Below are 22,255 nucleotides of genomic sequence, written 5' to 3' on the forward strand. Positions count from 1 at the left end.
CCGATTTTCAGCCGCTGATTATTGGATCACCAAGGCACAGCCTTGGTTTTCTGCCCTCACGGGCGCACCTCTCCCGCAGCAGGCAACAATTGCCGGCGCATCATCCACAGATTCGACAGGGCAAATAGCGTAGTCAGTTGCGCTGTGTTCTTGGCCAAGCCACGCAAGCGGGTTTTCACGTAGCCGAATTGGTGCTTGATCACACTGAATGGATGTTCGACCTTCGCTCGTGCCTGCGCCTTGACCTTCTCGATCTTGCGTCTGGCTTTGTAGAGCACGCTGCGTTTGCTCAAGTGCTTGTAGGTGCTACGACGAGCCGCAATCTGCCAGATCACCGGCCTTCCTTCATGCTCCGGCCGCTTCTCAACGCCGGTATAACCCGCGTCGGCACAGATAACATTTTCATCGCCATGCAACAGCTGAGCGACCTCCGTTACATCGGTCACATTCGCCGCTGTGCCGTGGACGTGGTGCACCAGACCCGACTCGGCATCTGCACCGATAGGCGCCTTCATGCCAAAGAAATATTGGTTACCTTACTTCGTCTGATGCATCTCGGAATCGCGTTTGCCTTCCTTGTTCTTGGTCGAGCTGGGTGCGTGGATGATGGTGGCGTCGACAATGGTGCCCTGGCGCAACGACAGGCCCTTGTCTCGCAGGTCATTGTTGATGGTTTCCAGAATGCCCCGCCGCCAACTGATGCTTCTCCAGCAGGTGCCGGAAATTCATGATTGTCGTGTCTTCGGGGATCGGAGCGCTGAGCGTCAGACGAGCAAACTGGCGCATCGAAGTGATCTCGTACAGTGCCTGTTCCATCTCGGCCAGGAAACACTCACGACGGGTTTGCTTGCGCTTACCGGCGTACTCGAAATCGAAAAAACTCATCTGACTCATGGGGTGGCGGGCTTGTAGAGGGCAGTTGGACGGAGGGCTACTTCAGCACAGGTCAGATGGCCTGTGCTGACTTGATCGGAGAAATTCCTAATTAGGCGGTGGTTGTGGGTGACATGGCTTGGCGCAAATCATTCACCACGATCTTTCCCCTCTCGCACAGTGAGTCAGCCGGCCAGGCATAACGCTCGCCCTGGGACCCGGCAGCCCCTCTGGCCGAACGCGAACAAGCTGACTTCCGATACATCTACGTGCACTCGAAACTGCTGGTGGTGGACGATGTGTTCAGCCTGCTCAGTTCGGCGAATATCAATACGCGCAGTATGCACACCGACTCGGAACTGGGGCTGGCTGCGCCGGATGCGGAGTTGGCGAAGAACTGGCGAGATGAGTTGTGGAACCTTCACCTCCACGTCCCCCTAGAGGCTGTTACAGCCAAGCTGGTTGCGCTTGCGCGCCACGCGTTATGCCTGGTGCGCACAAAAAAAGGCGGCTACCCGTAGGTAGCCGCCTTTTTCATCCCTGCCGGTACAGCTTATTCCGCCAGTTTGTAGGCAATGATGTAGTCGCCCATCTTGGTACCCAGGGAGCCGTGGCCGCCCACGACCACCAGGACGTACTGCTTGCCGTCCTTGCCGGTGTAGCTCATCGGCGTGGCCTGGCCGCCCGCGGGCAGGCGGGATTTCCACAGTTCCTTGCCGTTTTTCACGTCATAGGCGCGGATGTACTGGTCCAGGGTGCCGCTGAGGAAGCCCACGCCACCGCCGGTGACCATGGAGCCGCCCATGCTCGGTACGCCGATTGGCAGGCCGATCGGGATCGGCGAGCTGTCGCGGCTGGTGCCGTTCTTGTGCTTCCACACCACTTTGTTGGTGGTCAGGTCGATACCGGCCACATAACCCCAGGCCGGGGCCTGGCAAGGTACGCCCAGAGGCGACATGAACGGGTGCATGATCACCGCGTAAGGCGCGCCGGTGTTGGGTTGCACGCCCGAGGTTTCGCTTTCGCGCTTGCTGTCTGCGGCGACTTCGGCGCGCGGCACCAGCTTGGAAACGAAAGCCATGTAGTTCGGGCTGGTGAACAGCAACTGACGGACCGGGTCCAGCGAGACGCTGCCCCAGTTGAACACGCCGACGTTGCCCGGGTAGATCAGGCTGCCCTGCACCGACGGCGGGGTGTACTGGCCGTCGTAGCGCAGTTGCTTGAACTGGATGCGGCACAGCATCTGGTCGAACGGCGTGGCGCCCCACATGGCTTTTTCATCCAGAGGCGGGTTCAGCAGGTTCAGGTCCGAGCGGGCCTGGGTCGGGGCGGTGTGGTCGCCTTCGACTGCGCCGGTGGGGGCCGGTACTTCACGGATCGGCACGATCGGGGTGCCGTCACGACGGTCCAGCACGTACAGGCTGCCTTGCTTGGTCGGCTGGATCAGCGCCGGCTTGACGCCGTCCGCGGTCTTCATGTCGAGCAGGGTCGGCTGGCTGCCCACGTCCATGTCCCACAGGTCGTGGTGGGTGAACTGGTAGTTCCAGCGCAGCTTGCCGGTGTCGATGTCCAGGGCCACGGTGCCGGCGCTGAACTTCTCGGCGCCCGCGCTGCGGTTGCCGCCCCATTGGTCAGGCATCTGGTTGCCCAGTGGCAGGTAGACCATGCCCAGCTTCTCGTCGACGCTGGCCAGGGACCACATGTTCGGCGAGTTGCGGGTGTAGGTCTTGCCTTCCGGCAGCGGAGCGGTTTCGTCGGGGTTGCCCGAATCCCAGTTCCACACCAGGTGACCGTCGTGCACGTCGAAGGCGCGAATCACGCCGGACGGCTCGTTGGTCGATTCGTTGTCGGTGACGTGGCCGCCGATGATCACCAGGTTGCGGGTGATGGCCGCCGGCGAGGTGGAGTAGTAGCCACCCGGGGTGAACGGGCCGATACCGGCCTTGAGGTCCACGGCGCCCTTGTTGCCGAAGTCTTCACAGACCTTGCCGGTGTCGGCGTTGATGGCGATCAGGCGCGCATCGGCGGTAGGCAGGAACAGGCGACGCGGGCAGCTGGCGGCGATGGCCTGGCCCGCAGGGGACAGGGTGGCCGGCTGGCTGATGGCATCGCTGTTCTTGAAGTTGGCTTCGTCGTAGTACGACACGCCACGGCAGGTCATGTGTGCCCAGCCGCGGAAATCATCGCCGTTGGGGCCCTGGATCTGCGGGTCGAAGCGCCAGATTTCCTTGCCGGTATCCGGGTCCAGTGCCAGCACCTTGCTGTGGGCGGTGCAGGCATAGAGCATGCCGTTGACCTTCAGCGGGGTGTTCTGGTTGGTGATCTCCACCGGGTCCTTGGCGGTCGGCATGTCGCCGGTGCGGATGCGCCAGGCTTCCTGCAGCTTGCCGATGTTGCCCGGGGTGATCTGCTTCAGCGGCGAGTAGCGGTCACCGAACTCGGTGCGGCCGTAGGCCTGCCATTCACCCTCGGGCATGGCCGGGGCGGTGCTGGCCATGTCGGTGCTGTCGCGACCCAGGTCGCCGGAGATTTCCCCAGGGTTGGTGAACTGGCTGCCAATGGCGGCGCCACCGGCCAGGACCACGGCCACGCTCAGGGCGGCGGTGCCCAGCGGGGCCGGGCCATCGCGCAGCAACGGGCGGCGGAACCAGGGCAGCAGCAGGACCACGCCGAGGGCGAACCACAGCGACAGGCGTGGCACCAGTTGCCACCAGTCCAGGCCGATTTCCCACAGCGACCAGACGGTACTGGCGAACAGCACCAGAGCGTAAAGGCCCAGCGCCGCGCGTTTGCCGGCCAGCAGCAAGAGGCCGGTCAGCGTCAGGCCGATACCGGCCAGGACGTAGTACAACGAGCCGCCGAGCATGCTCAGCTTGATCCCCCCGGCCAGCAAGGCCAGGCCCATTAGCAGCAGCAAGATCCCGAGCAGGCCTGGCAGCAGGCGGCTCGGACTTGAAGCACCCTCAGTGCTCATAGTGTGGTTCTCCGTGACGTTAAGAGTGGACCCGCGCTTGTTCACTGTAGATGACGATCAGGCGCGGGCTTGGTTCAGCTGAAAACTGTGAATGGCGTGGTTTTTTGCCGCGCGGCTTTAGAACGAACTCTGGATCTTGATCCCGCCGATCAGCGCGTCGTCCACCTGGCTCACGCCACCGGGATGGCGGATGTATTGCAGGTTGGGGCGCACGGTCAGCCAGTTGGCCAGGTGCACGCCGTAGTACAACTCGGCGCTGTATTCGGTGTCCTGGGGCGGCAGGTAGCCGGGGTTGTCGTAGTCGTAGATCGCGCGGGCCTGGTTGCTGGCCTGGGCGTTCTTGCGGTACGCCGGGTTGACGTGGACCCGGGCCAGGGCAAAGCCGATGTCGTCCTTGGCCCGGGCATCGAACAGGCCCTTGTAGACCAGGCCGGCCTGGACGTAGTTGTCGATGGCGTTGGTCTTCTTGTCATGGGCGGTGACGTTGGCGAACAGGCTCAGGCCGCGGGAGTGGTCGCTGGCCACGCTGGTGACTTGCTGTTGCGCGCCGAACCACAGGCCGTGCTTGCTCGAACTGCTGCGATAGGCTTCGCCGCTCAGGGCCGCGCTCTGGCCGTTGCCGTCCTTGTACACGTCGCTGGCCTTGGCGCTGCTGTAGTAGTAGCCGGCGCGGTACTCACCGGCCAGGCCGTTGAGTTTCGGTGTCCACACCAGTTCCACCGGCAACAGGGTGCCCTGGGTGCCGCTGCCGCTGAGCTTGAAGCCGTTGTCGCGGTCCAGGTTCGACGGGTTTTGCTCATAGGCGCCGATCTGCGCGTAGACCTCGGGGGTCAGGTGGTATTTGACCCGCAGGGCCCACTGGCTGACCGGCCAGTTGTACCAGACGCTGCCGGCCCAGTTGCCCACCTGGGAGCCGCAGAACGCCAGGTTCTGGAAGTCGCAGGGAAAGCTGTTGAAGTCTTCGCCCTGGCCGAAGCGGCCGGCCTTGATGTCGAGCTTCTGGTCGAAGAATTTCTGCTGGTACCACATCTGGGTCAGGCGCCAGGTCTGGCCGCGGCCCCAGACTTCCTGGGCCGAGGTGAAGCCGCCGACCCGTGGGTCGTTGATCCGGTCGTTGCTGATGTTGTCGCCGTCGCGCTTGGTCACGGTCAGTTGGAACTCGGCGTCATCCCAGCCGAGGATCTTCTGCAGGTCCAGGTGGCTGCCGAAGGCGAACTGGTCGCTGTAGCGCGCGGTGCGGTCGTGGTCGTAGCCACCGTGCAGGTTCGACCCCATCTCGCCGACGTAGTCGACCTTGAAGTCGTAGCCCTTGTTCGCCAGTTCCGTGCGGGTGCCGTTCCAGTCGCCGAGCATCCAGGGCGAGTCGCTGTCGAAGGCCGGGGCGGCCTGGGCGCAGGCGGCAAACCCCAGGGCACCGAGCAGGCTCAGGGTCTTGGGCAGGGCAACGGGAGTCAGGACAGCGCTGTCTTTTAAGCGCTGAAAAACGGGCATAGGCATTCGAGTCAGGTCTTTTTTCTAGGAATAGGCAGAAGCAAGGGCGCGGCACGTGGCATCGATACAGGTTGATCGAGGACGGCAGGCCGCTGATTTCAAAAGGAAAGATGAAGCGTTTCAGCTTCAGGGTGCGAAGGATAAAGCGCCCTCTCATCAAGAGAAAGCGCTTTTATTGACATGAACCCTTTCGGATTCGGTAACAGTCACCGGGCCCGGGCAGGTTCAGCGCGGCGCGGTGGCCGCGGCGAGGGATTGTTTCTGTCGGGTGTAGCTCAGGGCGAAGTGCGCCACCAGGCCGAAGATCAACCCCCAGAACGCCGCGGCCAGACCGAGGAAGCTCATGCCCGAGGCGGTGACCAGGAAGGTGATCAGCGCCGCCTCACGCTGTTTCTCATCGGCCATGGCGCCGCTGAGCCCGGCGCTGATGGCGCCGAACAGGGCCAGGCCGGCCAGGGCCGCGATCAGTTCCTTGGGCAGGGCGGCGAACACCGAGGCCAGGGTCGCGCCGAAAATCCCCATGAGGATGTAGAACAGGCCGCAGGCGATCCCCGCGACGTAGCGTTTGTTCGGGTCTTCGTGGGCTTCGCGACCGGTGCAGATGGCGGCGGTGATGGCGGCGAGGTTAATGCCATGGGAGCCGAAGGGCGCCAGCAGTACCGAGGTGATGGCGGTCCAGGACACGATCGAGCGCGCCGGGGTGGTGTAGCCGGCGCTGCGCATCACCGCCATGCCCGGCACGTATTGCCCGGTCAGGGTCACCAGGGCCAGGGGCAGGCCGATGTTGACGATGGCGTGCCAGTTCCACTCGGGGGCGATGAAGATCGGTTCGGCCAGCGCCAGGGTGATGGAGCCGCCATTGAACTCGCCGAGGCCGGCGGCCACCGCGCAGCCCACCAGCAGTACCGCGAGGATCGCGTAGCGTGGCGAGAAGCGTTTGCCCAGCAGATAGGCGGCGATCATCGCCAGCACCAGGGCCGGTTGCAGGGTGACCGAAGTGAACAGCCCGGCGCCGAAGCGGAACAGGATGCCCGCCAGCATGGCCGCGGCAATGGCCTTGGGCAGGCGGCTCATGAGCTTGTCGAAGGCTCCGGACAGCCCGAGCGCGGCGATGATCAGCGAGGCCACGATATAGGTGCCGATGGCCTGGGGCAGCGACACCGTGGGCAGCATCGATACCAGCAGCGCCGCGCCGGGCGTGGACCAGGCGGTGATCACCGGCACTTTCAGGCGCCAGCTCAGCAGCAGGCCGGTGAGGCCGCTGCCGATGGAGATGGCCCAGATCCAGGACGACACCTGGTCACTGGGCATATGGGCTTCGCGGGCGGCCTGGAACACGATGATCAAGGGGCCAGCGTAGGAAATGATCACGGCGATCAGGCCGGCGATCACGGCGGAGAGGGACAGGTCCTTGCTGAGACTGTGCATGGCATCTCGACTGGGCATGGGGTGGAAGTAGTTGAGTCGATTGAGTTGGCGCTGGCTGAGTGTATTTCAATAAATTGAATCGATTCAATTGGTTCTCGGTGCGGTTGCCGCCAAATCGACTGTGATCAGTGGTTAAACTATTGATTTATAAGTATTTATTGGATTTGAAAAACTTTATAAGCGGTTTCTAAGCGGCGGATCGCTCTATGAGTCGAATCAATTTGTCGAATGAGTCGATGCTAAGAGTCGATGCGCGCCTGTGATATGCTGCGGTCCATCTCAACGCAACCGATGGTCATCAGCCTCCATGTGGGTTCCTCAGTTAAGCGAGTTCAATCAACCGGTCTACCTGTCCATTGCCGATGCCCTGGCGCGGGATATCGGCAGCGGCTTGTTGAATGACGGTGATCGTCTGCCGACCCTGCGCGAGCTGGCGGTGATCCTCAATGTCACCCCCGGCACCATCAGCCGCGCCTACAGCGAAGCCCAGCGGCGCGGGCTGGTGCAAGGTGAAGTCGGGCGTGGCACCTACGTGCTGGCGCAGCCGCCGCTGGGGTTGCCGGAAGGCTCCAGCGCGCCGTCGCTGTCCCTGGGCCAGTCCGAAGTCCTGGACCTGTCGATCATCAAGCCCTACAGCGAAACCCTGGAATACTGGTTGCGCGGCGCCCTGGTGGGCATGGCCCACAGCAGCGACTTCGGCCGGGCCCTGGACTACGCCCCCGACGGTGGCCACCCGGCCCATCGCGAAGCCGGTGCCCAGTGGTTGCGCCACTCCTTGTCCGAGGTCCATTGGCAACAGGTGGTGCTGACGGCCGGCGCCCAGCACGGCCTGATGGTGGCCATCAGCGCCTTGAGCAATGCCGGTGATCTGCTGCTCTGCGAGTCGCTGACCTACCCGGGCATCATTTCCGTGGCCCATGGCCTGGAGCGGCGTCTGCGGGGCGTGGCGATGGACGAAGAGGGGATGCTGCCCGAAGCCCTGCGCGAGCAGTGCCTGCGGGAAAAACCGGCGCTGCTGGTGTGCGTCGCCAGTTGCCAGAACCCCACCACGGCGATCATGTCGCCCCAGCGCCGGGCGCAGATTGCGGCGATTGCCGAAGAGTTCGACTTTTTGATCATCGACGACGATATCTACGGCTTTCTGGCCACCGATCCGTCGATCAAGCCGCTGTCGAGCTACGCGCCGCAGCGTTCGGTGTACCTCACCAGCCTGTCCAAGGCGATCATGCCGGCGTTGCGCGTGGGCTATCTCTACAGCCCGCCGAAGCTGCTGTCGCGCCTGAGCTCGATGGTCCGCAGCAGTGTGTGGATGCCGTCGCCGCTGACCGCGCAATTGGCCAGCAACGTGATTGTCGAGGGCTTGGATCGCAAGCTGGTGCAGACCCAGCGCAGCGAAGCGGCGGTGCGCCAGGCGATTGCCCGGGAAGTGTTTGCCGGCTTGGAGATCCGGACCCAGCCCCACAGCTATCACCTGTGGCTGACCTTGCCGGAGCCGTGGACGGGCGATGAGTTCGCCACCCTGGCCCGGGCCAATGGGGTGCTGGTGATGAGCGGCAACCAGTTCCAGGTGGAACGCGGCGTCAGCTCCCGTTGTGTGCGGGTGGTGCTGATGTCGCCCACCACCCGCGACGAGTTGCGTTTTGCCCTGACTCAGCTGGCCAGCCTGATCGAGGCCGATCCGCGGCGTTATCGCTAAGCCCTTCGCCGGCAAGCCGGCTCCTACACGGATCTGTAGGAGCCGGCTTGCCGGCGAACAGGGCCTTAGAAGGTAGTACGCAAGCCCACTTCCACACTGCGCCCGGCGGCCGGGGCGATATCCCGCAGGATCGAGCTGGCGTAGCGCACGGTCTGGTTGGTCAGGTTCTCGCCCTTGACGAAGGCCAGCCAATGGCTATGGCCGATATCGAAGCGATAACCGGCACTGGCGCCAAAAGTGGTGTAGCCATCGGTGCCGCTTTCGTGGTCCGGCACCCGACCCTGGCTGGCGGCATGTTGCACATCCAGGCGTGCCTGCCAGCGGTCCAGTTCCCACAACAGGCCGCTGTTCAGGCGCAATGGAGCAATGCGCGGCAGGTCCTGGCCGTTGTCGAGGTTCTTGGCCCGGGTGTAGTCGCCGGACAGTTCCAGGGCGAACTTGCCGTAGGCGCTTTCCCCCAGGCTCCAGCGATCCTGGGCCTCGATCCCGGCAAAACGTGCCCGTACCCCGGAATAGGCGTATTCCGGCAGGCCGCCGGCCTCTTCTTCGCCTTCATCGTTCAGGGTGCGCCCCGTGCCCAGCAGGCCGATGTAGTTGGAGAAGTGGCTGTAGAACACCCCGACGCTGCCTTTGTGGATGCCGTTGTCGAAGCGCAGGGCCAGGTCGCTGGAGACGGCCTTTTCCTTGGACAGCTTGGCGTTGCCCAGCTCATAGGTGCCGGTGGCGACGTGGGCGCCGTTGGCATACAGCTCATAGAAGGTCGGGGCGCGTTCGGTGTAGCCCAGGGTCGCGGCCAGGGACCAGACCGGGGTCAGGGTGTATACCGCGCCGGAGGACAGGCTGCCGGCGGTGAAGCTGCTGGACTTGTCGGCCTGGGCGAAGCGTTGGTTGCCCTTGCTGTCCGGGTCCACGGTGGTGTGTTCCAGGCGGCCGCCGAGGCTCAGGCGCAGGCGCTCGGTGGCTTGCAGTTCTTCGAGGATGAACAGCGCGCCGCTGTTGGTATCGGTCTGCGGGACGAAGGCTTCTTCGCCCAGGGCGGAGAATTCGTTGCGATTGACCTGGGCGCCGATCACCCCTTCCAGTGGGCCCAGCGGCTGGTGCCGGGCCTCGACCCGGGCTTCGTAGCCCTTGTTCTTGAAGGTGGTGCCGGTTTCGCCACCCTCGATCTCGCGGTGTTGGTAGTCGGTGTAGCCGGCGTTGAACTTGAGCGAACTGAACGGCCCCTGCAGGTTGCGCAGTTCCGAAGCGAAGGCGTAGTGGTCCTGCCTCATGCGGATGCGCACGTCGTCTTCGGCGGGGGAGCCGTAGTTGGCGTCGTAGTTGCTGTAGGACAGGCCGGCATAACCGTCGTCCCAGGTGTAGGAACCGCCGATGGCGCCGCCGTCCTGGCGCCCGTCGCTGTTGCCCAGGCGGCCTTTCTTGCCATCGCCATCTTCGCTTTCCGGGGCGTGGCGGCTGCGGGCGTAGCCGGGAATCTTCAGGTCGTTGAACTGCCGCGAGTTGGCGTCCAGGTGCAGGGCGAAAGTGCCGTCGCCGGCCTCCAGTTTGCCGGCGCTGCTGCGGGTGGTGTCGGCGCCGCCGTAGCGCAGCTCGCCGGCGCCGTGAATCCCTTCGATGGCTTGGGTGGGAATGCGGTTGTCGAAGCTGTTGATCACCCCGCCAATGGCGTTGCCGCCGTACAGCAGGGCCGCCGGGCCGCGGACGATTTCAATGCGCTCGACGTTCACCGGGTCCAGGGGCACTGCGTGGTCGTAGGACAGTGACGAAGCATCCAGGGCACCGACGCCGTTTTGCAGGATGCGGATGCGGTCGCCATCCAGGCCGCGAATCACCGGGCGGCTGGCGCCGGGGCCGAAGTAGGACGAAGACACGCCCGGCTGTTTGTTCAGGGTTTCACCGAGGCTGCCTTTCTGTTGCAGGGTCAATTGGTCGCCTTCCAGCACGGTGGTGGGCGCGGCCAGTTCGCTGCTGCCCAGGGGGTTGGCGGTGATGACCTGCGGGGGCAGTTCCACGGCATGGGCCTGGGAGGCGAGCAGCAGTGCGGCGGACAGGGGCGACAAGCGCCACAGTAAAGAGCGAGAAGGGCGTGGGATTGAGAGGGACATCGGTCATTCCTTGGCAAGCAGGGCGCAGCGCGCTTTGAGTCAGAAAACAGGCGGGACACGTGGGTGCCCTGGGTGGGGTTCAGGGTCTGTTTATTGATACAATATAACAACTCTTTTATTTCAAAAAGCCAGGAACTTTTGCCTTTTCATGCGCAATCGCTGCGCTTGCCTGCGGCGTCTACAGTTAAAACAGCGCGCTGGCGCGGGCGCATGCCCTCGGCTAAGGTGCGCGGCTTTCCCTCTTTTCTTCCCGCAAAGGCCTGGCATGACCGACACCCAAACCGACCCGCTGCATGGCGTGACCCTGGAACAAATCCTCAAGGCGCTGGTGGAACACTACGAATGGTCAGGGCTGGCCGAGCGCATCGATATCCGCTGCTTCAAGAGCGATCCGAGCATCAAGTCGAGCCTGACCTTCCTGCGCAAGACGCCCTGGGCGCGGGAGAAGGTCGAGAAGCTCTACGTCAAGTTGCAACGCACCAAGCGCCCGCTTTAAGGAGCCGTATGGCTGGCTTCTCGCTGCGGGGGCTGTTCACTCGGCGCGGCCTGATTGCCGTGGCGGCGATCCTTGGCTGGTTCGGGCTGAGCGTCCAGTTGTACCTGATCCTGTTGCTGCGCTGGGAGGTGGGCGCCAGTCTGTTGGGCGGCCTGGTGAATTTCTTCAGCTTCTTCACCGTGCTCAGCAACACCCTGGCGGCCAGTGTGCTGACCTGCGCCCTGAACCTGCGGATATCCCGAGGGCAGGCGTTCATGCTCAGGCCCGCGGTCAGTGGCGCGGTGGCGGCGAGCATTGCGGTGGTGGGCTTGGCCTACAGCCTGTTGCTGCGTCACCTGTGGCATCCCCAGGGCTGGCAATGGCTGGCCGATGAGCTGCTGCACGATGTGATGCCGCTGCTGTTTTTGCTCTATTGGTGGTGTTGCGTGCCTAAGGGCGAGTTGCGACTCAAGCACATCGGTCTGTGGATGCTCTATCCGGTGCTGTATTTCGCCTACCTGCTCTTGCGCGGGAATCTGCTGGGGCTGTACCCCTATCCCTTCATTGCCGTGGACAAGCTGGGGTATCCCCAGGTGTTGCTCAATGCCCTGGGGATATTGGCCGGATTCGTTGGGGTGTCCCTGCTGTTGCTGGGCCTGGACCGCTGGCTGGGCAGGCGCCAATCCCGGCCTCTGTAGGAGCCGGCTTGCCGGCGAAAGGGCACTTGAGATCGTTTTCGCTGGCAAGCCAGCGCCTCCGGTCTGGCGGGGTTATTCCGCTTCGCTACTGTCCAGGCGCCAATAACCGGCGGCCTTGACGAACTCGTCGTTGAGCCGGTGTTCATCCAGCAAGATTCGACGAACCTGGCGCGACACCTTGCTCTCGGTAGCCACCCAGGCGTACAGCTTGCCGTGCGGCATCTGCAACTGCCGCACGGTGCTGAGCAGATCCTGCCCACCGCCGTCGCGTTCGACCCAGATCACCTGCACCTCGGCGGCGCTGTCCAGGGCCTGACGTTCGGCGGCGTCCTGCACCTCGATCACCGCCAGCACCTGGCGCCCGGCTGGCAGTTCTTCCAGGCGCCGGGCAATGGCCGGCAAGGCGGTTTCGTCGCCGATCAGCAAGTAACTGTCGAAGATGTCCGGCACGATCATTGAGCCCCGGGGGCCGCCGATGTGCAGGAACTGCCCCGGCCGGGCCTGTTCGGCCCAGGTCGAGGCCGGGCCGTCGCCGTGGAGCACGAAGTCGATGTCCAGTTCGCCCAACTCCAGGTCATAGCGACGTGGGGTGTAGTCGCGCATGGCGGGCATCGGTCCGCTGTCCTTGCCCGGGCCCAGCACCAGGGTTTCCAGGGCGGCTTGCTGTTCGGCGTTCTGCGGGAACAACAGCTTCACATGGTCGTCGCTGCCCAGGCTGATGAAGCCGGCCAGCTCGGGCCCGCCGAGGGTGATGCGGCGCATTCGCGGGGTCAGGTCGACAACGCGCAGGACCTCCAGGCGTCGGCGCTTGATCTCGTGCATGACCCGATGGATGGACAGTTCTGGGCGGGCAGTCATTGGCTTTTCTCCGGGGCAGGGTGGCGCACAGGACCATCGACAATGGCCTTGGCGGTGTTGTTCAGCAGGTCGCGCACCCGAAGGATTTCTTCCGGGCTCCAGCGGCCGTGGTGCATTTGCAGGGCGTGGCGCAGGTTGTGCACCGCCTCGTGGATTTCCGCGGGGCGATCATGCCCGCGCAGGGAACGCTTGCTGACTTCGATGCGCATGCGCACGCCGTCCAGGGCGATGGCTTGCTCCTGTAAGGACAGACGTCCGGCGTCGGTCACGCTGTAGCGTTTTTTGCCGCCTTCGGCATCGCCCTGGATCATTTCGCTTTCTTCGAGAAAGGTCAGGGTCGGGTAGATCACCCCGGGACTGGGGCTGTAGGCGCCATCGAACATGCTTTCGATCTGGCGGATCAGGTCGTAGCCGTGGCACGGCTGCTCGGCGATCAGTGCCAACAGCAGCAGTTTCAGGTCGCCGGGGGCGAAGACCCGGGGCCCGCGGCCTCCGCGCTCGCGGCCGGGACGACGTTCGAAAATCTCATGGCTGTCCCCGTGTTCGCGATGGGGAGGGTGGTGACGCTCGCTCATTTTCTCTTTCTCCGTTTCGATTTAGACATAACTTAAGATATATCTTAAGTGGCGCGCAAGCATTTCTGCTCGCGACGCAGCGGCCGTTTGTCGGGGAGGAAGGAGTGAACAGCGGGTCCGGATTCAGCGTTGGGCGAGGCTGCCCTGGCACTGGGTACTGCTGCCCGGCTGCAGGTACGGCATGAGGATCGGCGCCATGCCCTTGAGCACCTGCACCGGCAAGGCCGAGGTGAACTTGAAGGCTTGTGCCGAGGCGCCCGGCACGTAGGCGGTGAGGGTGCCGAAGTGGTGCTCGCCGATATAGAACACGAAGGTCGCGGTGCGGTTGATGGACTTGGAGCTCAGCACCCGGCCGCCGGCGCCGATGGCTTCGATGCGGTTGTCGCCGGTGCCGGTCTTGCCACCCATGGCCAGCGGCGTGCCATCCGCCAGTTTGAAGCTGCCGGACACCCGTTTCGCGGTGCCGGCATCCACCACCTGGGACAGGGCGCCGCGCAGGGCCGTGGCGACTTCCGACGGCATGACCCGCTTGCCCTTGCCCGGGTCATTGCTCAGGCGGGTTTCGTAGGGCGTGCCGGCGGCGAAGTGCAGGCTGTCGATGCGCAGGGTCGGCAGGCGCACGCCGTCATTGAGGATGGTGCCCACCAGTTCCGCCAGGGCCGCCGGGCGGTCGCCGGAGCTGCCGATGGCGGTGGCCAGGGACGGCACCAGATGGTCGAACGGATAACCGACGCTCTGCCAGCGCTGGTGAATATCCAGAAACGCTTCGACCTCCAGCATGGTGCGGATGCGGCTGTCCCGGGCGCTGCGATGGCGACTCTTGAACAGCCAGCTGTACACCTCCTGGCGCTCGAATTCGCTGGCCTTGACGATCTGGCTGAAGTTCGCGTCGGGGTTGTTCATCAGGTAGCCCAGCAGCCACAGGTCCAGAGGATGGACCTTGGCGATGTAACCCTGGTCCGGCAGGTCGTAGGCCCCCGGGCCATAGCTGGCGTAGAGCTTGTCCAGGCGGTCATCGGTGAGTTTTTCACTGGTCTTGGCGTTCTTCATGTGGGCCCGGACAAAGCGCTTGAAGCTTTCCTGGCTGGCGTCCGGCAGCAGGTAGCGGTGCACGGCGGCGAGGCGGATCGCCGTCGGGTGCATGCCATCGAGAAAGGTGTCCAGGCGCGATTGGGTGTCCTTGTTGCGGTACTTTTTCCAGAACCGCAGCAGGAAAGAGGTGCCCTCACGGTCGGCAAAGCGTGCCAGGTACTCCTGGCGCCGCGGGTTGGCGTCGTCGCTGAGCAGTTCGGCGCTGGCGCTGTCGCCGCCGTAGGTGCTGTAGCGCACCAGATCACGCATCAGGCGGATGAACGGCAGGTTGATGGATTCGCGCAGGGCATCGCGCAGGGTCGGGCTGCGGCCGTTGTCCTCGTTGCGGAAGTTGTGGAAGTGATGCACCCCGCCGCCGGTGAAGAAGGCTTCGCCGGGGCTGGCGGAATAGGTGCGGTCCAGGGCCGCGTCGAGCATCTTCGGCAGGCTGCGGTCGCTGTTCTGCAGCAGGTAGTCGAGGGCCCATCGGCTCAGCCGGTCCTGCTCGTTGACCGCAACCTTCCTCAATTCGGCCGGGGTTTTTCCGGCGTGCTTGTCGTGCAGCTCGGCGATGATCTGCAGGTAAGTGGTCAGCACCCGCAGCTTGGCGGTGGAGCCCAGTTCCAGCTTGCTGCCTTCGTTGATGTCGAACGGCTGGTCGGTGCTGTCGGTCTGCACTCGTACCCGTGAGCCGTCCGGGGTCAGCTCGAACAGGGTGAAGCTGTAGCGCACCTGGGTGGTGCTGGTGGGCGTCAAAAGGCGCTCGCCGAGCACGCCGATCTCTGCGGCGAAGGCCGGGTCGGCCAGGTGCTTGAGGTACTCGGTGGCCTGGCGTTGCAGGTCGCTTTGCAGGGTACTGGTGGCGGACAGGTCGAGGCGGTCCAGATCGTACAGAGGCCGGTTGAGCAGCGCCGCCAGCCGGCTGCGGGCCACGCTGATGCCCTTGTTGGTTTCGATCGGCTGGATCGTCGGCTGTTGCTGCCAGTCGCGGTAGCTGACCTTGCTGGCCAGGGCGGCGGCACTCAGGGCGGGGTCGATGACCTCGTTCTGGGCCAGCAGTCGGATATGGCTGTCGGTCAGTTCCGCCAGCTCTGCGCGACCCTTGGCCAGGTAATGGGAAGGGCGGCGTTGCGCGATCATCAGCGACAGCACCTGGCGCAGGGCCAGCCCGCGCTGGGCCAGGCTTTGCGCATCGTTGGCGGTGCTGCTCAACGCCCGGTTGACCTGATCGAAATCGGCGCCGTACCAGACCCGCAATCCTTCGGCCATGCCATGCACCTCACCGTGGCCGGGCACCGCCGACAGCGGCACGCTGTTGAGGTAGTCGCGGACGATCCGGCGCCGGGCTTCCAGGGTTTGCGGGCCATCCTGATAGGCGCGCACGCTGGCGGAAATCATCTGCCGGATCTTCTCGCCCCCGGACAGCGTCAGGCCATCGGGGGAGTGGCGGTATTTTTCCAACTGAGTGGCCAGGGTGCTGCCGCCGGCGGTCTGTCCCGGCAGGTGCATGAGCTTGGCCACCTGGGACCAGGCGGCCTTGGCGAAGCGTGGCCAGTCCACCGCCGGATTGGCCTGGGCCAGCTTGGGATCGAGCAGGTCGCGGTTCTCGATGAACAGCAGGCTGCGCACCATCAGCGGGGGAATGCTGGCGAAACTGGCATACAGCTGTTGCGGATAATCGAACCGGTACAAGGGCGCGGCGCGGCAATCGGTGATGGACAGCCCGGCCTGGATCTTTTCGGTGTAGGGCACGAAAAAGCCGTTTTTGCTGTAGTCCATCAACGCTGCGGAAAACCGCGTCTGCGCGTCGATCTGGTAGCCGCGCTTGAGCAGGCGCGGCAGGAATTCCCCCAGGGCGCTGTAGCCCAGGCGGCGGTCGAAGGGGCCGGCGCCTGGATAGAGCACGGCATCGCTGGGCCCGGGTTGCAAGGAGTAGCTCAAGTCGTTGGCCAGCTTGCTGAACTCCCGGGCCTGGAGCTTGGAGGTGCGCATCTCCCGGGACGCGGCCACCCCCAGGGCAATCAGGGCCATCAGCAGCAACAACCAGAACAGGCGCCAGGCATAGCGGCGCGCTCGGGGCTTTTTGGGTAAAGGCGCTTCGTCCTCGCTGTGGCCTGGCACTGCGGTATTACGCGAATCGGTCTGCCACAGAGCGCCCATAGTCGATTGATCCATTCACGCAGATTGATCGGACTTGCCTGAAGCTTAGTCGGTGGTGGCCATGGGTGAGGAAATTGTGAAAACGACTCGCCCGCGCTGCAGTGGCGAGGGAGCTTGCTCCCGTCCGACTGCGCAACAGCCGTGGAACCTGAGCATGTGTTCTGTCAGGGAGATCACGCTGGCCGGCTTCAGGGCCGCTGCGCGGCCCAGCGGGAGCAAGCTCCCTCGCCACATACAGAGTCATTGGAGCCAGCAGGCGTCCCACAGAGGGTAATCGCCAATGCGTTGCACCAGGCCCGCGCGCAGGGGATTGGCGATGATGTAGCGGGCAATGGGCCGAATATCCTCGCCGTCACGGACTGCCCTGTCGTGATAGCCGCTTTGCCAGAGGGCGCCGCACAGCCCCAGGTGTTGATTGAGCTGGCGGGTGCTGCGCGATTTCACCCTTTGCATCACCTGGGGCAGTGTTGCGGTGCGCAGTTGGAGCAGCCAATGCAGGTGATCCGGCATCAGGACCCAGGCCAGCGAGTCGGCGAGCTCCAGGTCCTGGACCTCTTTGAGTTCGGTCACCACCAGCCGCCCCAGGCTCCAATCGGAAAATAGCGGCCGGCGTTGATGAACCACGGTGGTGATGAGGTAGGCGCGTCCGCTTTCGGAATAGCGGCCGCGGCGTAAACGATGGGATTTTGGGCGAGAAGGCATTCCTTTGCCTGCGAGGTCAGCGAGTGAATGCCGGACGCTAGCATGGTTGCCCCCGAACTGAAGGCTGCGATGGTTTGCAGTTATTTCAGCTCTGTTCCGGATTGTGGCGAGGGAGCTTGCTCCCGTCCGGCTGCGCAGCAGCCGCGGAACCTGAGCATGTGTTCCGGCAGGGAGATCATGCTGGCCGGCTTCAGGGCCGCTGCGCGGCCCAGCGGGAGCAAGCTCCCTCGCCACAGGGGAGAGCCTTTGCGTAGGTAAATACGCCCTAGGTAGGGGCATGACGATGCACCAGGGCTGTGCAATACTCCGGCCCCTTTCGGAATGAGGTATTGAGGCAAAAAGCAGGTAATGCTTCTTTGTGAAAGCGCTTTTTGCCGAGATTTATCTCTGAATTTAGCTACTTATAGAGTGAAAAGCCCTGTCGGGAGCTTTTTATACTGCGCACCCCGCTGATCTGGCAGGTCTTGTCCTACCAGACGCACCGTCCCACAAGGCCGGTGCGGTTGAGCAAGCCGTGGCTATCCGCGATGGCTTCGCAGACTCGGTGGTTCAATCCAATAACAAAATGAGGTTGTATCTCTATGTCAGTTGGCAACCAACTGCCCCACGGCGAGTCCGCTCAGGGCGGTCCGCTGAAACGCGAACTGGGTGAACGGCATATTCGCTTGATGGCCCTGGGCGCCTGCATTGGTGTCGGCCTGTTCCTGGGCTCGGCCAAGGCCATCGAAATGGCCGGCCCGGCCATCATGCTGTCCTACATCATCGGCGGCCTGGCGATTCTGGTGATCATGCGCGCCCTCGGCGAGATGGCGGTGCACAACCCGGTGGCCGGCTCCTTCAGCCGGTACGCACAAGACTACCTGGGCCCGTTGGCGGGTTTTCTCACCGGCTGGAACTACTGGTTCCTGTGGCTGGTGACCTGTGTCGCGGAAATCACCGCGGTGGCGGTGTACATGGGCATCTGGTTCCCCGATGTGCCGCGCTGGATCTGGGCCCTGGCGGCCCTGGTGAGCATGGGTTCGATCAACCTGATCGCGGTCAAGGCCTTCGGTGAGTTCGAGTTCTGGTTCGCCCTGATCAAGATCGTCACCATCATCGCCATGGTCATCGGCGGCGTCGGCATCATTGCCTTCGGCTTCGGCAACGATGGCGTGGCCCTGGGCATCTCCAACCTGTGGACCCACGGCGGCTTCATGCCCAACGGCGTGACCGGCGTGCTGATGTCGCTGCAGATGGTGATGTTCGCCTACCTGGGCGTAGAGATGATCGGCCTCACCGCCGGTGAAGCGCGCAACCCGCAGAAGACCATCCCCAACGCCATCGGCTCGGTGTTCTGGCGCATCCTGCTGTTCTACGTGGGCGCGCTGTTCGTGATCCTGTCGATCTACCCGTGGAACGAAATCGGCACCCAGGGCAGCCCGTTCGTGATGACCTTCGAGCGCCTGGGCATCAAGACCGCCGCCGGCATCATCAACTTCGTGGTGATCACCGCCGCGCTGTCGTCCTGCAACGGCGGCATCTTCAGCACCGGGCGCATGCTCTACAGCCTGGCGCAGAACGGCCAGGCCCCGGCCGGCTTCGCCAAGACCTCGAACAACGGCGTGCCGCGTCGCGCGCTGTTGCTGTCGATCTTCGCCTTGCTGCTGGGCGTGCTGCTGAACTATCTGGTGCCGGAGAAAGTGTTCGTCTGGGTGACCTCGATCGCCACCTTCGGTGCGATCTGGACCTGGGTGATGATCCTGCTGGCCCAGCTCAAGTTCCGCAAGGGCCTGAGCGCGAGCGAGCGTGCGGCGCTGAAGTACCGCATGTGGCTGTACCCGGTCAGTTCCTACCTGGCCCTGGCGTTCCTGGTGCTGGTGGTGGGGCTGATGGCCTACTTCCCGGACACCCGCGTGGCGCTGTACGTCGGCCCGGCGTTCCTGGTGCTGCTGACCGTTCTGTTCTACCTGTTCAAGCTGCAACCGACCAATGTCCAGCAAGGGGCGGTGCGTTCGGCGTCCTGAGGGGCGCTCCGGTGCTGCGGCTGGCTTGAGCATCCCCGGCTGAAACGCTGAAACACGCAATCCGGCGACCTGCAAAGGCCGCCGGATTTTTTTTGCCCGGGTCAGCCGCCCAGGGTGCCGCTGCTGTCGGCGTCGAAGAGGGCCTTGGCCTGTTGCGCCGGGGCCGTCAGCAGAGCCAGCAACGCGGCCTCGCTGTAGAGCTGCCGGGCGGCCAGGGTTTTCGGCGTGGGTTCGATGGGAATCAGCTGATCTTCATCGTTGCCGTGCAGCCAGATCGCGGTCATTTGCAGGGCCGGGACGAACAGCAAGCGCAGCTCGTAGCTTTTGCCCTGCAACTGAGGAGCCTGTTCGGCAAGCTCCAGGGCACTGACCGCGGACGTCGCCAGGGCACCGTGGTTCAGCGCCGAGAAGCCGAGCTTGCCGGCCACCTCGTTCAGTTGCGCATCGGCGATCGCCACCCCGGCGTCGAACACCAGGTAATGCCAGTCACCGGCCTTGGCCTCGGCCAGCCCTTTGCCCCGGGCCAGGTCCTCCAGGCCCAGGCTGTAGCCGCGAAAGGCCTGGGACAGGTTCAGGTTGCCGGCGCGGGCCTGGGCCAATCCGCGGTTGATGCCGAAGCCCTGGGTCTGCAGGGCCGCCTGGAGTGCCGGGCGCAGGTGCTGGACGCCATCGACGGGCGCCTTGGGGTAAGTCAGTTGCATGACGCCTCCTAGTTTTTCCGGGTGAAGTAGGTGTGGGTCCAGTAGCCGCCGCCGTTGTAGGAGGCGGGGAAGCTATTGAGGGCGCGGGTCGAGTAGCCGTAGATCGAGTCCGCCACCAGGACGTAGCCGCCGTCGCTGCCATAGATCGCCAGGAAATGCGCGCCGCCGCCATACCAGGCGCAGCGCAGGCCGACGGGGCGGCCCATGCCCAGCTGGTTGTCGATGGCCGGCATCTGCATCCGGTCCTCGCGCATGCCGCCGTAGCAGCGGGTGGTGCGCAGGGCCGAGTCCAGGTAGCCGTAGACGTTGCACGGCCCGGGCTGGCTGCAGCAGGAGTGGCGGCCCAATTCTGCATTGGCCACCCCGCACTGGGTCCAGGAGCCGGTGCCGTAGTAGTTGCCGACCGAAGCGGACAGGGCGGCCCAGCACCAGTTGCTCTGGGTTTGTGGCTGCACGCTGAAATTCAACCGGGCAGCGGCCTGGGGCGCCGCTTCGGCGTGGGGATCGGCTTCGCTCAGTTGCGGGTCCAGCAGCGTACCGGCCAGGCACTGGGGCAGGGCCTGTGAGGGGCTGCTTGGGGTCAAGTTGCTAGTGGGCATGTTCATCCTCCATGAATGAAAACCAGCCTCCGGCTGGGTGGTGGTTACCTGTCGGGCTACTGCCAGTAGCCGGGCCCGGGGACGTGTTGCTGCGCTGGGCCAGCCTCGATGGCCGGCGCTGACCGGGCCTGAAAACAACCTTAGAGGCTTTATGCGTCAATGCAATTATCATTATGCGTTAATGCATAATTGCGGCCATGGATGTCCCCGCTAAAGGGGGCATCCGTGGCCGTACTCGAAGATGAGTGCCGGGCTATTTTTCGTCGAGGAAGTGCTCCAGGGCCGCGTTGAACAGGCCTGGGTCCTGGAGGAAGGCGAAGTGGCTGACGTTCGGCAGAATCAGCAGCCCGGCGCCGGGAATCGCCTGGGCCATGTATTCGGTGTGCTCGCGCTTGATGGCTTCATCGTGGTCGCCATCGACGATCAGCACCGGCGTCTTGATCCGCGCCAGGTCGGCGTCGCTCCAGTTCGGCTGGCTGGCCCACATGTGGCCGATCTGCTCGACAAAGGCCGGGTACTCCTTGGGCGTTGGTGACAGGCGGGTGTATTCCTGGCCAGCGCGCGCGATGTAGGCGGCGAAGGTCGGGTTGTTCTCCACGCCTTCCTTGACCCCGGAGGTCTGGGTGTTGGCGGCGTAGGCGAAGACCTTGCCGACCCGCTGCGGGTAACGCATGGCCAGGTCCAGGCCGAGTATCGCGCCGTCGCTCCAGCCGACGAAATCGGCGCGAGGGATCTTCAGTTGATCCAGCAGGGCAATCACGTCGTCGGCCATCAGGTCGTAGCCGTAGGGCCGGGCATCTCGCGTGCTGCGCCCGTGGCCGCGGCTGTCGACGCTGATCACCGTGTGCTGGGCGGCCAGGGCCTTGGCCTGTAGCCCCCAATAGTCGGCATTGCCCAGGCCGCCGTGCAGCAGCACCACCGGCGAGCCGTGGCCGAGCTTGCTGTAGTAGAGGCGAATGCCGTTGACCTCGGCATACCCGGCTTGCGCCCCGGCCACCGGGGCCGGTGTGGGTGGCAGGTTCTGCCAGCGTTCACTGGCAAAGGCGCTGTTGAAGGACATCAGTAGAGCGATCACTGCAAACAGACGACGAGGCATGGGCTTCTCCGTGCATGGGCCCTCCGGTCGGACCGACCTTGGGGCAGGTGGTTACCGCGATTGAGTCGATGCGAGACAGGCTAGACGTCGATGATCACCAGGGTGCCATGGCTGCCGGGCAGCACGCGGTGGGCCTGGCCAGCCTCCACCAGGTACATCTGGCCCGCCACGACATCCACGCTGGCCTGGCCGATGCCCAGGCGCAGGCAGCCCTGGGTCACCAGCAGGCCTTCGTTGTAGTCGTGGGTTTCTTCCGGGTAGGGCTGCTCGTCCATGCGCAGCACCTTGATGCGGGCCGGGCCGACCTGGCCCACCCGCGAGGATTGCCAGGGGGCCGGCAGCTGGCGGGACAGGTGTTCGAATGACAACAGGGGCATGGCGGATCTCCGAAAAGTCAGTGGGGCTTGGGGCTGCTTTCGGTGGTCCGGTCAAGCAAGGGCTGGGTCGGGTTTTCTAGAATTCGTCCATCAGCAGCACGCGGCATTCGCGGCACTGGAAGGCGTTGATCTGCGGCACCAGGCGGGTGAAGTGCTCGGTCTGGCAGTGGGCGTCGAGGGCGGCGCGGTCCGGCCACTGTTCGACGAAGATGAAGTGCCCGGGGTCTTTCTGATCAACGAACAGATCGTAAGCGATGCACAGTGGTTCCTGGCGGGTTTTTTCCACCAGTTCGGCGTACCACGGGCGCACCGTGTCCAGGTGTTCGGGGGGGATGAAGTCTTCAGCGATGACCTTGAGCATGGCAATCGTCCT

The 22,255-nt window shown here is 64.2% G+C and carries 18 protein-coding genes and 1 pseudogene; 5 read left to right on the plus strand and 14 right to left on the minus strand.

Annotation, left to right across the window (positions count from 1 at the left end; genetic code table 11):
* Window positions 1-56 precede the first annotated feature (56 nt).
* A pseudogene (locus tag GGI48_RS21855) lies at window positions 57-894 on the minus strand (IS5 family transposase).
* Between the two features lie 248 nt (window positions 895-1,142).
* Here GGI48_RS21855 and GGI48_RS31585 point away from each other — a divergent pair.
* Entirely contained in the window at window positions 1,143-1,394 is a 252-nt protein-coding gene (locus GGI48_RS31585; protein WP_409565327.1) for a phospholipase D-like domain-containing protein, read from the plus strand.
* A gap of 32 nt (window positions 1,395-1,426) precedes the next feature.
* Here GGI48_RS31585 and GGI48_RS21865 read toward each other — a convergent pair whose 3' ends face one another.
* The 3 genes from GGI48_RS21865 to GGI48_RS21875 all read right to left on the minus strand — a co-directional run bounded on the left by GGI48_RS21865 (window position 1,427) and on the right by GGI48_RS21875 (window position 6,766).
* Entirely contained in the window at window positions 1,427-3,847 is a 2,421-nt protein-coding gene (locus GGI48_RS21865) for a glucose/quinate/shikimate family membrane-bound PQQ-dependent dehydrogenase (RefSeq protein WP_179600023.1), read from the minus strand.
* Between the two features lie 117 nt (window positions 3,848-3,964).
* On the minus strand, window positions 3,965-5,338 hold the full coding sequence (locus GGI48_RS21870; RefSeq protein WP_103742547.1) for a carbohydrate porin: 1,374 nt from the start codon (window positions 5,336-5,338) through the stop codon (window positions 3,965-3,967).
* Between the two features lie 225 nt (window positions 5,339-5,563).
* The gene (locus tag GGI48_RS21875) at window positions 5,564-6,766 is read right to left on the minus strand and encodes a benzoate/H(+) symporter BenE family transporter (protein ID WP_179600025.1); all 1,203 of its coding nucleotides are present in this window, start codon (window positions 6,764-6,766) and stop codon (window positions 5,564-5,566) included.
* 307 nt (window positions 6,767-7,073) lie between these two features.
* Here GGI48_RS21875 and GGI48_RS21880 point away from each other — a divergent pair, with 307 nt between their 5' ends.
* Window positions 7,074-8,462 (plus strand): PLP-dependent aminotransferase family protein, encoded by a 1,389-nt coding sequence (locus GGI48_RS21880; protein WP_016964366.1) that lies wholly within the window; start codon window positions 7,074-7,076, stop codon window positions 8,460-8,462.
* Window positions 8,463-8,527: 65 nt separating this feature from the next.
* Here GGI48_RS21880 and GGI48_RS21885 read toward each other — a convergent pair whose 3' ends face one another.
* Window positions 8,528-10,567 (minus strand): TonB-dependent receptor, encoded by a 2,040-nt coding sequence (locus GGI48_RS21885; protein WP_179600027.1) that lies wholly within the window; start codon window positions 10,565-10,567, stop codon window positions 8,528-8,530.
* Between the two features lie 265 nt (window positions 10,568-10,832).
* On the opposite strand from GGI48_RS21885, the gene GGI48_RS21890 reads away from it, so the two are divergent.
* Entirely contained in the window at window positions 10,833-11,063 is a 231-nt protein-coding gene (locus GGI48_RS21890) for a VF530 family DNA-binding protein (RefSeq protein ID WP_016966714.1), read from the plus strand.
* Window positions 11,064-11,071: 8 nt separating this feature from the next.
* Window positions 11,072-11,740 carry a Pr6Pr family membrane protein gene (locus tag GGI48_RS21895; protein ID WP_179600029.1) on the plus strand — a complete coding sequence of 223 codons (669 nt, stop codon included), beginning with the start codon at window positions 11,072-11,074 and terminating at the stop codon, window positions 11,738-11,740.
* A 72-nt stretch (window positions 11,741-11,812) separates the two neighbouring features.
* Here the strand turns inward: GGI48_RS21895 and GGI48_RS21900 are convergent, their stop codons facing one another.
* The 4 genes from GGI48_RS21900 to GGI48_RS21915 all read right to left on the minus strand — a co-directional run bounded on the left by GGI48_RS21900 (window position 11,813) and on the right by GGI48_RS21915 (window position 17,106).
* On the minus strand, window positions 11,813-12,598 hold the full coding sequence (locus tag GGI48_RS21900; RefSeq protein WP_179600031.1) for a siderophore-interacting protein: 786 nt from the start codon (window positions 12,596-12,598) through the stop codon (window positions 11,813-11,815).
* Window positions 12,595-13,173 (minus strand): PadR family transcriptional regulator, encoded by a 579-nt coding sequence (locus GGI48_RS21905; RefSeq protein ID WP_179600033.1) that lies wholly within the window; start codon window positions 13,171-13,173, stop codon window positions 12,595-12,597. The genes GGI48_RS21900 and GGI48_RS21905 overlap by 4 nt, the downstream gene beginning before the upstream one ends.
* Before the next feature lie 123 nt (window positions 13,174-13,296).
* Window positions 13,297-16,404 (minus strand): transglycosylase domain-containing protein, encoded by a 3,108-nt coding sequence (locus GGI48_RS21910; RefSeq protein WP_179600035.1) that lies wholly within the window; start codon window positions 16,402-16,404, stop codon window positions 13,297-13,299.
* Between the two features lie 240 nt (window positions 16,405-16,644).
* Window positions 16,645-17,106, minus strand: a complete 462-nt coding sequence (locus GGI48_RS21915; RefSeq protein ID WP_016966709.1) for an REP-associated tyrosine transposase — start codon at window positions 17,104-17,106, stop codon at window positions 16,645-16,647.
* A 581-nt stretch (window positions 17,107-17,687) separates the two neighbouring features.
* Between GGI48_RS21915 and GGI48_RS21920 the strand changes: the two genes are divergently transcribed.
* Entirely contained in the window at window positions 17,688-19,109 is a 1,422-nt protein-coding gene (locus tag GGI48_RS21920) for an amino acid permease (RefSeq protein WP_179600037.1), read from the plus strand.
* Between the two features lie 101 nt (window positions 19,110-19,210).
* Here GGI48_RS21920 and GGI48_RS21925 read toward each other — a convergent pair whose 3' ends face one another.
* The 5 genes from GGI48_RS21925 to GGI48_RS21945 form a co-directional block, all read right to left on the minus strand.
* Window positions 19,211-19,810 carry a hypothetical protein gene (locus GGI48_RS21925; protein WP_179600039.1) on the minus strand — a complete coding sequence of 200 codons (600 nt, stop codon included), beginning with the start codon at window positions 19,808-19,810 and terminating at the stop codon, window positions 19,211-19,213.
* A gap of 8 nt (window positions 19,811-19,818) precedes the next feature.
* Entirely contained in the window at window positions 19,819-20,409 is a 591-nt protein-coding gene (locus GGI48_RS21930) for a papain-like cysteine protease family protein (protein WP_179600041.1), read from the minus strand.
* A 253-nt stretch (window positions 20,410-20,662) separates the two neighbouring features.
* Window positions 20,663-21,505, minus strand: coding sequence for an alpha/beta fold hydrolase (locus GGI48_RS21935; protein WP_179600043.1), 843 nt, complete (start codon window positions 21,503-21,505; stop codon window positions 20,663-20,665).
* Between the two features lie 80 nt (window positions 21,506-21,585).
* Window positions 21,586-21,882: a cupin domain-containing protein gene (locus GGI48_RS21940; protein WP_047305889.1), complete on the minus strand. Its 297-nt coding sequence runs from the start codon at window positions 21,880-21,882 to the stop codon at window positions 21,586-21,588.
* Between the two features lie 76 nt (window positions 21,883-21,958).
* On the minus strand, window positions 21,959-22,243 hold the full coding sequence (locus GGI48_RS21945; protein ID WP_179600045.1) for a putative quinol monooxygenase: 285 nt from the start codon (window positions 22,241-22,243) through the stop codon (window positions 21,959-21,961).
* Between the last annotated feature and the right edge of the window lie 12 nt (window positions 22,244-22,255).

It is taken from the genome of Pseudomonas protegens (genome assembly GCF_013407925.2).
GTDB lineage: Bacteria > Pseudomonadota > Gammaproteobacteria > Pseudomonadales > Pseudomonadaceae > Aquipseudomonas > Aquipseudomonas fluorescens_AP.